Genomic DNA, 11,611 nt, shown 5'->3' with positions numbered 1-11,611 from the left:
AACAGAGTGGCGATAATCATCACCATCGCAAACCAGAACACAGCGTGATAATTCCAGATCTCGGCGACGATGCCCGCCACTGATCCTGCGATGATCCAGCCCACGTGCGACGTGTTGGTATAGAGCGTGGTGGCTGAACCTGCCTGACCGGGCATCAAATCCTGAAAATAGAGCATCCCGATGCCGCCCAGAATGCCAATAAAAATAGCATTTAGCAGCTGCAAGCCCAACAGAATGGCAGGTGAATGCGCCATCAGCATTCCTGCGTAAAAACAGACGCCACCCACGGCAGCAACGCGCATTAAGAAACGCTTACCCAGACGTTTGGCGAAATATCCGGCAATCAACATCGTCGGGATTTCCAGCCCGGCGGCGGTCCCCATCATCACACCGGCCAGTTTCTCGGGAAGATGCAGTTCGTTGATAATAAATAGCGGCATGTGCATGTTGATGATGTACAGGCTGTTCGAGCCCCACATCAATGTACAAATGACAAACAGCAGTAGCGTATCGCGACGGTTACGGCGCGGCGCTTCAACCGTGCCGGTCGCCAGCGGAAGCTCTTTTTGCATCGACGGTAAAAACAGCCACACCATCACGCCGCAAACAATAAACGCTACCGCTGCGCTCAGATACATTACCGTAAAGCTGAAACCCATCGCTAACGCATAAGCCAGCGGTGGGCCAATGACCCATGCCAGTGAAACCTGAGCGCGTAAAAAAGAGCTGAACATCACCGCCTCACGTCCGGTTTTGTCGGCATGTTCACGGGCAAGGGCAAACATTTGCGGGTTAGCGGTCGAGCCAAAGCTGCTAAGAAAGACGCCAACGAATAGCAAAACAAAGTAGTTGCGATTCCAGGCAAAAAGGGTGCAGGCCAGCACGCCTAACAGGCAGCAAAAGACAATCAGCGATTTGCGATCGCCGCGCTTATCAGAGCGCCCAGCGAGAAACTGACTTACCAGAATCCCAATGACAGCGCTGCCGGTAAAGAAGAATCCCACCATCGCCGGACGGGCATGTACTTCATCGGTAAGGAAAATACTGAGTGTCGGGGTTTGCAGAGCACCCGCAATACCGGTGAGAAAGGCAACGATTAAAAACGCCGTCGAGGTCAGGTCAAACGATTTCGCGCTGGAGCCTGCGGGGGAGTTATGCATGCTGGTCGATCACTGGAAGAGGAAGACGCGGAGTTTACGCTGCTTGTCAGAAAATAAACAGACAGCGAAATCAAAAGCGCCACGAATAATCAAAATGCCATTTCACTGTTGCTGATTGGCTGCTGACGCTGCTGAAATGAAATTGCTGATAACGGATTTTCCCATCAGCAATTAGGAAAAATGACAAAAAATTGTGCAGCACATCAAACTTTTGCTCATAACTTTACGGCTTTCCTTGCGTGCTGAAACAGAAGTATTATGCTTTCTTGAAACGTTTCAGCGCGATCTTGTCTTTAACCCTAAGCCAGGTTGGCGCTTTTTTTCTCATAGAGGCTGAATCGTTTCAATTCAGCAAGAGAGGAGAACTATGTTCCAGTTATCCGTACAGGACATCCATCCGGGCGAAAAGGCCGGAGACAAAGAAGAGGCGATTCGCCAGGTCGCTGCGGCGCTGGTGCAGGCCGGTAATGTAGCAGAAGGCTACGTCAATGGCATGCTGGCGCGCGAACAGCAAACCTCAACGTTCCTCGGCAATGGTATTGCTATTCCACACGGCACTACCGACACCCGCGATCAGGTGCTGAAAACCGGCGTTCAGGTATTTCAGTTCCCGGAAGGCGTCACCTGGGGTGACGGTCAGGTAGCGTACGTGGCAATCGGTATTGCTGCCAGCTCGGATAAACATCTGGGCCTGCTACGCCAGCTGACCCACGTACTGAGCGATGATTCCGTTGCTGAACAACTGAAGTCAGCAACAACAGCAGAAGAACTTCGCGCATTACTGATGGGCGAAAAGCAGAGTGAGCAGCTGAAGCTCGACAACGAAATGCTGACGCTGGATATCGTCGCCAGCGATCTGCTGACTCTTCAGGCGCTGAACGCTGCGCGTCTGAAAGAGGCGAGGGCAGTTGACGCCACTTTCGTCACCAAAGCCATCAATGAACAACCGCTGAGTCTCGGACAGGGTATCTGGCTGAGCGATAGCGCCGAAGGCAATCTGCGTAGTGCGATTGCGGTAAGCCGTGCGGCAAATGCTTTTGATGTGGACGGCGAAACGGCAGCCATGCTGGTGAGTGTGGCGATGAATGACGATCAGCCCATCGCGGTTCTTAAGCGTCTCGCTGATTTGTTGCTCGACAATAAAGCTGACCGCTTGCTGAAAGCGGATGCGGCAACGTTGCTGGCGCTGCTGACCAGCGATGATGCGCCGACCGACGACGTGTTAAGCGCGGAGTTTGTGGTGCGCAATGAACACGGCCTGCATGCTCGTCCAGGTACCATGCTGGTCAATACCATTAAACAATTTAACAGTGATATTACCGTGACAAACCTTGATGGCACCGGCAAACCGGCAAACGGACGTAGTCTGATGAAAGTTGTGGCACTTGGCGTTAAGAAAGGTCATCGCCTACGCTTTACCGCCCAGGGTGCAGATGCTGAACAGGCGCTGAAAGCCATTGGCGACGCTATCGCTGCTGGTCTTGGGGAGGGCGCATAATGAGCAGACGTGTTGCTACGATCACCCTTAATCCGGCTTATGACCTTGTTGGTTTCTGCCCGGAAATTGAACGCGGCGAAGTGAACCTGGTGAAAACCACCGGTCTGCATGCGGCGGGTAAAGGCATCAACGTGGCCAAAGTATTAAAAGACCTGGGAATTGATGTCACCGTTGGCGGCTTCCTGGGTAAAGACAATCAGGATGGTTTTCAGCAACTGTTCAGCGAGCTGGGCATTGCCAACCGTTTCCAGGTTGTACAGGGGCGCACCCGAATTAACATTAAGCTGACGGAAAAAGACGGCGAAGTGACCGACTTCAACTTCTCGGGTTTTGAAGTCACCCCCGCCGACTGGGAACGCTTTGTGACTGATTCTCTGAGCTGGCTCGGTCAGTTCGATATGGTCTGTGTCAGCGGAAGCTTACCGTCAGGCGTCAGCCCGGAAGCGTTCACCGACTGGATGACTCGCCTGCGTAGTCAGTGTCCTTGCATTATCTTTGATAGTAGCCGTGAAGCGTTAGTAGCAGGTTTGAAAGCGGCACCGTGGCTGGTGAAACCTAACCGCCGCGAGTTGGAAATCTGGGCAGGCCGTAAACTGCCTGAAATGAAAGATGTGATTGAAGCTGCACATGCGCTACGTGAACAAGGTATTGCGCATGTTGTTATTTCACTGGGTGCCGAAGGCGCGCTTTGGGTTAATGCCTCCGGCGAATGGATCGCTAAACCACCGTCAGTCGATGTCGTAAGCACCGTTGGCGCAGGGGATTCTATGGTTGGTGGCCTGATTTATGGCTTGCTGATGCGTGAATCCAGTGAACACACACTGCGTCTGGCGACAGCTGTTGCAGCCCTGGCGGTAAGTCAAAGCAATGTGGGTATTACCGATCGTCCGCAGTTGGCCGCAATGATGGCGCGCGTCGACTTACAACCTTTTAACTGACAGCAGGAGAGGCATAATGAAAACGCTGCTGATTATTGACGCTAATCTCGGTCAGGCACGCGCCTATATGGCGAAGACCCTGCTGGGCGCGGCGGCGCGAAAAGCAAAACTGGAAATCATCGACAATCCGAACGACGCAGAAATGGCGATTGTTCTCGGTGATTCCATCCCGAATGACAGCGCGCTGAACGGTAAAAATGTCTGGCTGGGTGATATTTCCCGGGCAGTTGCGCACCCTGAGCTGTTCCTGAGTGAAGCCAAAGGCCATGCGAAACCTTACACTGCGCCGGTCACTGCGACAGCACCGGTTGCCGCCAGCGGTCCGAAACGCGTAGTTGCGGTGACTGCTTGCCCGACTGGCGTAGCACACACCTTTATGGCGGCTGAAGCCATTGAAACCGAAGCGAAAAAACGTGGCTGGTGGGTGAAAGTTGAAACCCGTGGTTCTGTTGGCGCGGGTAATGCAATCACTCCCGAGGAAGTAGCCGCAGCGGATCTGGTGATTGTGGCGGCAGATATCGAAGTGGATCTGGCGAAATTTGCTGGTAAACCGATGTATCGTACCTCTACCGGTCTGGCGCTGAAGAAAACCTCGCAGGAACTGGATAAAGCGGTTGCTGAAGCAACGCCGTATGAACCGGCGGGCAAAGCTCAAACGGCGACCACTGAAGGTAAGAAAGAGAGTGCAGGCGCTTATCGTCACTTGCTAACGGGCGTCTCTTACATGCTGCCGATGGTCGTTGCTGGTGGTCTGTGTATCGCGCTTTCTTTTGCTTTTGGTATCGAAGCGTTTAAAGAGCCGGGTACGTTGGCAGCGGCGCTGATGCAGATTGGTGGTGGTTCAGCCTTTGCGCTGATGGTGCCGGTACTGGCAGGTTATATTGCCTTCTCCATTGCCGATCGTCCGGGCCTCACGCCGGGTCTGATTGGCGGTATGCTGGCGGTCAGCACCGGTTCTGGCTTCATTGGCGGTATTATTGCGGGCTTCCTGGCTGGTTACATTGCGAAGTTAATCAGTACGCAACTGAAACTGCCGCAGAGTATGGAGGCGCTGAAACCGATCTTGATCATTCCGCTAATTTCCAGTCTGGTGGTCGGTCTGGCGATGATCTACCTGATCGGTAAACCAGTTGCTGGCATTCTCGAAGGGCTGACTCACTGGCTGCAGACCATGGGGACTGCGAATGCGGTTCTGCTGGGGGCGATCCTCGGTGGCATGATGTGTACTGACATGGGCGGTCCGGTAAACAAAGCAGCGTACGCATTCGGTGTGGGTCTGCTGAGTACTCAAACCTATGGCCCGATGGCGGCGATTATGGCGGCAGGTATGGTGCCACCGCTGGCAATGTGCCTGGCAACAATGGTGGCGCGTCGCAAATTCGACAAAGCGCAGCAGGAAGGTGGCAAAGCCGCTCTGGTATTGGGACTGTGCTTCATTTCGGAAGGTGCAATTCCGTTTGCTGCTCGTGATCCGATGCGTGTGCTGCCGTGCTGTATCGTGGGTGGGGCGCTGACTGGCGCAATCTCAATGGCGATTGGTGCGAAACTGATGGCACCGCACGGTGGTCTGTTTGTTCTGCTGATCCCTGGCGCTATTACGCCGGTATTGGGTTACCTGGTAGCAATTATTGCCGGTACGCTGGTGGCGGGTTTGGCCTATGCCTTCCTGAAACGTCCGGAAGTGGACGCAGTAGCGAAAGCAGCGTAATAAAAGGTGTGTTACAGGGCAGAAATTTCCTGCCCTTTTTTAGTGTTCCTGTTCTGTGCATCCCGTAACAAATTCCTCGCTTTTGTAATTCAGGCATTTAATCGCATTTTGTGAGCCTGCTCAAATCTGCCCATTTTGCCTCTCTGGCGGTAATTTACTTTACGTAAAACATGCATACTATGAGCACATGTTTAAATATGAACACATGTTTAAACCGTCTTTGCAGTATCTATATTCTTGTGGATTGACAGGGTTGGTAATTTTTTACCAGAGGACGTGCTATGCGCGAAAAGGATTATGTCGTAATTATAGGTTCGGCGAATATTGATGTCGCCGGATATTCACATGAATCATTAAATTATGCGGATTCAAATCCAGGTAAAATAAAATTTACGCCTGGTGGAGTAGGGCGCAATATTGCACAAAACCTGGCGTTGCTGGGTAACAAAGCCTAGCTACTGAGCGCCGTAGGCAGTGATTTTTATGGTCAATCGCTGCTAACGCAAACCAATCAATCTGGTGTTTATGTCGATAAATGCCTGATTGTGCCGGGAGAAAATACGTCGAGTTATTTATCATTACTCGATAATACCGGTGAAATGCTGGTTGCTATAAATGACATGAATATTAGCAACGCTATTACAGCTGAATATCTCGCACAGCACCGTGAATTTATTCAGAGGGCAAAGGTCATTGTCGCGGACTGTAATATCAGTGAAGAGGCACTGGCATGGATTCTGGATAATGCCGCCAACGTACCCGTATTTGTCGATCCGGTTTCAGCGTGGAAATGTGTCAAAGTGCGCGACCGTCTAAATCAGATCCACACTCTGAAGCCAAACCGCCTTGAAGCGGAAACCCTGAGTGGGATTGCGCTGTCAGGGCGTGACGATGTGGCAAAAGTTGCTGCCTGGTTCCATCAACATGGCCTGAACCGACTGGTATTGAGCATGGGCGGCGACGGCGTTTATTACAGCGATATCAGCGGTGAAAATGGCTGGTCTGCGCCGATCAAAACCAATGTTATTAATGTTACCGGAGCGGGCGATGCCATGATGGCGGGACTTGCTTCGTGTTGGGTAGACGGAATGCCGTTTGCCGAATCTGTTCGTTTCGCACAGGGATGTTCGTCAATGGCGCTCTCCTGTGAATACACCAATAACCCCGATTTATCGATTGCCAACGTTATATCGTTAGTGGAGAACGCAGAATGTCTGAATTAAAAATTTCCCCTGAATTATTACAAATTTCTCCGGAAGTGCAGGACGCTTTAAAAAACAAAAAACCGGTTGTGGCGCTGGAATCGACCATTATTTCTCACGGGATGCCGTTCCCACAAAATGCCCAGACCGCAATTGAAGTAGAAGAAACTATTCGTAAACAGGGCGCAGTACCTGCCACTATCGCCATTATTGGCGGCGTGATGAAAGTGGGTTTAAGCAAAGAAAAAATTGAATTACTGGGTCGTGAAGGGCATAACGTGACCAAAGTTAGTCGTCGCGATTTACCTTTTGTTGTTGCCGCCGGAAAAAATGGCGCAACCACTGTGGCTTCAACGATGATTATTGCGGCGCTTGCCGGAATTAAAGTATTTGCCACCGGGGGAATTGGTGGTGTGCATCGCGGGGCGGAACATACCTTCGATATTTCTGCCGATTTGCAAGAACTGGCAAATACTAATGTCACCGTTGTTTGTGCCGGGGCGAAATCTATTCTCGATTTAGGATTAACCACTGAGTATTTAGAAACCTTCGGTGTGCCGTTAATTGGCTATCAGACTAAAGCGCTGCCTGCGTTTTTCTGCCGTACAAGCTCGTTTGACGTCAGCATTCGTCTCGACAGCGCCAGTGAAATTGCCCGTGCAATGGCGGTGAAATGGCAAAGCGGGCTGAACGGTGGCCTCGTGGTAGCGAACCCGATCCCGGAACAGTTTGCGATGCCGGAGGAATCTATCAATGCAGCCATAGATCAAGCCGTCGCCGAAGCCGAAGAGCAGGGCGTTATTGGTAAAGAAAGTACACCGTTCCTGCTGGCGCGCGTTGCTGAGCTGACCGGCGGTGACAGCCTGAAATCCAATATCCAGCTGGTGTTCAACAACGCCATTCTGGCGAGTGAAATTGCCAAAGAATACCAGCGTCTCGCGGGTTAATTTCTGACGGGCAGAAAGCCGTCGCCCGTACTCATCAAGCATACCAAAACCTGGTGCTGACGCCGGGTTTACTGGCATGAAGGGAAAATCATTATGGATATAATGAGAAGTGTTGTGGGGATGGTGGTGTTACTGGCAATAGCATTTCTGTTGTCAGTGAATAAAAAGAGCATCAGTTTGCGCACGGTTGGAGCCGCACTGCTGCTGCAAATCGCTATTGGTGGCATCATGCTCTACTTCCCACCGGGAAAATGGGCAGTAGAACAGGCGGCATTAGGCGTTCATAAAGTGATGTCTTACAGTGATGCCGGTAGCGCCTCGATTGCTGGTTCGACAATGATTGGTTACGCTGCACTGGGCGTACCTGTGGAATATTTGCTGGCGGCATCGTTAATGGCGATCCCTGGCGGGATCTTGTTTGCCCGCCTGTTAAGCCCGGCTACGGAATCTTCGCAGGTTTCTTTTAATAACCTCTCTTTCACCGAAACACCGCCAAAAAGCATTATTGAAGCCGCTGCGACAGGGGCAATGACCGGGCTGAAAATCGCCGCCGGTGTAGCGACAGTTGTTATGGCATTTGTCGCCATCATTGCGTTAATTAACGGTATTATCGGCGGCGTTGGCGGCTGGTTTGGTTTTGAACATGCCTCGCTGGAGTCCATTTTAGGTTACCTGCTGGCCCCACTTGCGTGGGTAATGGGTGTTGACTGGAGTGATGCAAATCTTGCCGGGAGTTTGATTGGACAGAAACTGGCAATAAATGAATTTGTCGCTTATCTCAATTTCTCACCCTATCTGCAAACGGCTGGCACTCTGGATGCTAAAACCGTGGCGATTATTTCCTTCGCGTTGTGCGGTTTCGCTAACTTTGGTTCTATCGGGGTGGTGGTGGGGGCGTTTTCTGCGGTTGCGCCACACCGTGCGCCGGAAATCGCCCAGCTTGGTTTACGCGCGCTGGCGGCGGCGACACTTTCTAATCTGATGAGTGCCACCATTGCCGGGTTCTTTATTGGTTTAGCGTAGTGTGCAATTTATGAGCCGGATTAGATGCGGTCAAGCGTCGAATCCGGCAACATTGTTACACCATTGGCACTAATGACAGCGCGTTATCGGCAGACAGGGTAGGGTTGTTTAAGCTGCCGCTGGCGCGTGAAATTGCCGCGCAGGCCATCGCAAAACGGGCGCTGTCACGGAAATTGTTTCCCTCCAGAAAGCTATATACCAGACCCGCCATAAAACCATCGTCAGCACCAAAACTGTCTACCGTCGTATGCGCTGGCACAGTCAGCAAAAATTGTTCACCATCCTTTTCGCTGCAATAAACTGACTCATCGGGCAAATAAACAAACAGTTGCTGAACACCTTGCTGATGCAATGCATTCACTGCGGCATTACGGTCAGCATCGCTGGTGATCGCCTGTCCCCATAAAATTTCCAGCTCCGGTAAAGTGGGTTTCAGGGTGTGAATATGCGCCAGCCAGTGTTTGATTTTGCCCGCTTTGAATTCTGAAACGGTATCGACAAACACCGGGATCTCATCAGCGAGGGTAAAGACCCATTCCAGCGCCTCGGCTGTCAGGTTGCAATCAGCCAGTACCACGCCCGCATGACGAAGTAAATCGCGCGACCCGTTCAGTAGTTGCGGTGTCAACTGTTCCAGCAGATGGGTATCGTTAATCGCCAGCACGGTTTGATCGTCTCGATTGGCAATTGCCAGATACGTCGATGTGCTTTGACCATGCAAACGAACGCAGCCGGAGACATTCACGCCGGCACGGCGCGTTTCTTCCAGGAGCATTTCGCCATAAAAGTCATCGCCAATCACTGAAAGCAAATGGACGTCACGGCCTAACAGCGCCAGATTGTGGGCGATATTGCGTCCAACGCCGCCTGCCGAGCAATGAATTGTACCGGGATGAGAAGCCGCTTGCGGGTAATGGATATCCGCCATCCCGCGAATATCCATATTGATTGTCCCCACCACTACGCAGTATTCCTGCTCGGTGAGAATGTAACCTTTGCCTTTAATCTGGCCTTTGCGCATTAAATCCATAATATGCGCCGCAACGCGCGAACGACTGATTTGCAGCATGTCCGCAATTTCGTTCTGCTGAATCAGCGGGTTACGCCGTAAAATTGCAAGGATCTCCTTTTCCCGGTTATTCATCTTCAGGCTACCGCTTTTTCAGTTTGTTGCGCTTTCAGCCAGGCGATCTCTTCTGCCCAGATATCCGGGTTGATGGTTTCAAGGATCAGCGGAATGCCGTCGAAACGGTCGTTCTGCATAATCCAGCGGAACGCATCATGACCGATATTGCCTTCACCGAGGCTATGATGGCGGTCAACGCGGCTGCCAAAGGTACTTTTCGCATCGTTAAGGTGCATCCCGCGCAGATACTTAAAGCCGACAATACGGGCAAAATCAGCGAACGTTTTTTCGCATTCGGCTGGAGTACGCAAATCATACCCGGCAGCGAAAGCATGGCAGGTATCAATGCAGACGCCGACGCGGGATTTATCTTCCACGCCGTCGATAATCGCCGCGAGATGTTCGAATTTAAACCCTAAGTTACTGCCCTGACCGGCGGTGTTTTCAATCACCGCTGTTACACCTTGAGTTTTATCCAGCGCAATGTTGATGGATTCGGCAATACGCGCAAGGCAATCCTCTTCTGAAATCTGCATCAGATGGCTGCCAGGGTGGAAGTTGAGCAAAGAAAGCCCCAGTTGTTCGCAACGCTGCATTTCATCTATAAAGGCATCGCGCGATTTTTCCAGAGCTTCAGTGACCGGATGTCCGAGGTTGATCAGATAACTGTCGTGGGGAAGAATTTGCGCCGATGTGTAGTGATATTTTTCACAGGCGGCTTTGAATTCATCGATGGTTTGCGTCGTGAGCGGTGCGGCACGCCACTGACGTTGGTTTTTGGTGAACAAGGCAAACGCGGTTGCGTCGATTTCGGCGGCGCGAATTGCGGCATTTGCCAGACCGCCAGCAGCACTAACGTGCGCTCCAATGTATTTCATGCGAGGACTCCTGTTAAACCCGCTGGAGGAAAACGGTAATGATAGCGGGTTAACAGGAGCAAGAAGTAGTGGTTTATGCGATGACGCTTTGAATCACATAGTTAATCGCACCACCACTAACAATCAGCCAGGCAAACAGTACCAGTGCCATCAGCAGAGGTTTCGCCCCAGCTTTTTTCAGCGCGCTGACGTGAGTGGTCAGACCCAGCGCCGCCATCGCCATTGCCAGCAGGAAGGTATCCAGCGTTACCAGCATGTTCACCACGCTCTGCGGTAACAGGTGGAACGAGTTAAAGATGGCAACTACGATGAACAAGATGGCAAACCACGGAATAGTGATTTTGCTTTTCTCGCCGCTGTTCGCCCCAGACAGCTGTTTAACACGCGCCGCCAGCAGGATGAGGAACGGAGCCAGCATCATCACGCGCAGCATTTTGGAAATAACTGCTGCGTTTTCTGCATCCGGGCTGATGGCATGACCTGCCGCCACCACCTGCGCCACTTCGTGCACAGTAGAACCAATGTAGATACCGAAAGTTTCCGGACTAAACCATTGAGACATCAGCGGATATATCGCCGGGTAGAGGAAAATCGCGACGGTCCCGAAGATAACAACGGTTGCAACAGCCACGGTTACTTTACTGGCTTCCGCTTTCACTACCGGCTCAGTCGCCAGTACCGCGGCAGCACCACAGATACTGCTACCGGCACCGATCAACCAACTGGTGTGCTTATCCAGACCAAACACTTTTTGCCCCAGGAAGCAAGCCAGCAGGAAGGTACTGGACAGCGTCAGCACGTCAATGATGATCCCACTGATACCGACATCGGCAATTTGCGAGAACGTCAGACGGAAGCCATAAAGAATGATACCCAGACGTAATAAATATTGCTTGGCAAACAGCACACCACCGTCACAGCTTTTCCAGATGTGCGGATAGATGGTGTTGCCTAAAACCATCCCCAACAAGATTGCGAGGGTGAGGGCACTAAACCCGGCACCCGCAACCGCGGGAATGGAACCACCCCACAGGGCGACCCCGGTGATAACTGCACTCAGGGCTAACCCCGGAATAAAATGCCACAGTGTACGATGTTGTTTCTGTAAGGTGATATTCGTCATAACCCTCT

The 11,611-nt window shown here is 51.8% G+C and carries 9 protein-coding genes and 1 pseudogene; 6 read left to right on the top strand and 4 right to left on the bottom strand.

Annotation, left to right across the window (positions count from 1 at the left end):
* Positions 1-1,160, bottom strand: a 1,160-nt coding sequence (setB, locus tag ACUU1M_RS15760; protein WP_449144687.1) for a sugar efflux transporter SetB, incomplete at its 3' end; no start/stop codon positions are given.
* A gap of 367 nt (positions 1,161-1,527) precedes the next feature.
* Between setB and fruB the strand changes: the two genes are divergently transcribed.
* From fruB to ACUU1M_RS15730, 6 genes and pseudogenes are all read left to right on the top strand, one after another.
* On the top strand, positions 1,528-2,658 hold the full coding sequence (gene fruB, locus ACUU1M_RS15755) for a fused PTS fructose transporter subunit IIA/HPr protein (protein WP_000487265.1): 1,131 nt from the start codon (positions 1,528-1,530) through the stop codon (positions 2,656-2,658).
* Positions 2,658-3,596, top strand: coding sequence for a 1-phosphofructokinase (fruK, locus tag ACUU1M_RS15750; protein ID WP_000091248.1), 939 nt, complete (start codon positions 2,658-2,660; stop codon positions 3,594-3,596). Before fruB ends, fruK begins: the two co-directional genes overlap by 1 nt.
* Before the next feature lie 16 nt (positions 3,597-3,612).
* A complete protein-coding gene (gene fruA, locus ACUU1M_RS15745; protein WP_000854471.1) occupies positions 3,613-5,304 on the top strand; it encodes a PTS fructose transporter subunit IIBC in 1,692 nt (563 codons plus the stop codon).
* 281 nt (positions 5,305-5,585) lie between these two features.
* Positions 5,586-6,527 (top strand): annotated as a pseudogene (locus tag ACUU1M_RS15740) (pseudouridine kinase).
* Positions 6,515-7,453, top strand: coding sequence for a pseudouridine-5'-phosphate glycosidase (gene psuG, locus ACUU1M_RS15735; RefSeq protein WP_001292479.1), 939 nt, complete (start codon positions 6,515-6,517; stop codon positions 7,451-7,453). Before ACUU1M_RS15740 ends, psuG begins: the two are co-directional and overlap by 13 nt.
* Before the next feature lie 93 nt (positions 7,454-7,546).
* The gene (locus ACUU1M_RS15730) at positions 7,547-8,476 is read left to right on the top strand and encodes a nucleoside transporter C-terminal domain-containing protein (RefSeq protein ID WP_000353889.1); all 930 of its coding nucleotides are present in this window, start codon (positions 7,547-7,549) and stop codon (positions 8,474-8,476) included.
* A 55-nt stretch (positions 8,477-8,531) separates the two neighbouring features.
* On the opposite strand, the gene ACUU1M_RS15725 is transcribed toward ACUU1M_RS15730, so the two are convergent.
* From ACUU1M_RS15725 to ACUU1M_RS15715, 3 genes are all read right to left on the bottom strand, one after another.
* Positions 8,532-9,620 (bottom strand): sugar kinase, encoded by a 1,089-nt coding sequence (locus tag ACUU1M_RS15725; protein WP_001064963.1) that lies wholly within the window; start codon positions 9,618-9,620, stop codon positions 8,532-8,534.
* Positions 9,621-9,622: 2 nt separating this feature from the next.
* On the bottom strand, positions 9,623-10,480 hold the full coding sequence (nfo, locus tag ACUU1M_RS15720; RefSeq protein WP_000873892.1) for a deoxyribonuclease IV: 858 nt from the start codon (positions 10,478-10,480) through the stop codon (positions 9,623-9,625).
* A 73-nt stretch (positions 10,481-10,553) separates the two neighbouring features.
* Complete coding sequence (locus ACUU1M_RS15715) at positions 10,554-11,603, bottom strand: YeiH family protein (protein WP_000182054.1); 1,050 nt, start codon at positions 11,601-11,603, stop codon at positions 10,554-10,556.
* Positions 11,604-11,611 lie beyond the last annotated feature (8 nt).

The sequence above is a fragment of the Shigella sp. SIG6 genome, assembly GCF_053555815.1.
This window is presented reverse-complemented; position numbering and strand designations above follow the sequence as displayed.

Coding starts and splice junctions, on each gene's coding strand:
- ACUU1M_RS15715 (WP_000182054.1), bottom strand. CDS start 11,603: ATGACGAATATCACCTTACAGAAACAACATCGTACACTGTGGCATTTT.
- fruK (WP_000091248.1), top strand. CDS start 2,658: ATGAGCAGACGTGTTGCTACGATCACCCTTAATCCGGCTTATGACCTT.
- fruA (WP_000854471.1), top strand. CDS start 3,613: ATGAAAACGCTGCTGATTATTGACGCTAATCTCGGTCAGGCACGCGCC.
- fruB (WP_000487265.1), top strand. CDS start 1,528: ATGTTCCAGTTATCCGTACAGGACATCCATCCGGGCGAAAAGGCCGGA.
- psuG (WP_001292479.1), top strand. CDS start 6,515: ATGTCTGAATTAAAAATTTCCCCTGAATTATTACAAATTTCTCCGGAA.
- nfo (WP_000873892.1), bottom strand. CDS start 10,480: ATGAAATACATTGGAGCGCACGTTAGTGCTGCTGGCGGTCTGGCAAAT.
- ACUU1M_RS15725 (WP_001064963.1), bottom strand. CDS start 9,620: ATGAATAACCGGGAAAAGGAGATCCTTGCAATTTTACGGCGTAACCCG.
- ACUU1M_RS15730 (WP_000353889.1), top strand. CDS start 7,547: ATGGATATAATGAGAAGTGTTGTGGGGATGGTGGTGTTACTGGCAATA.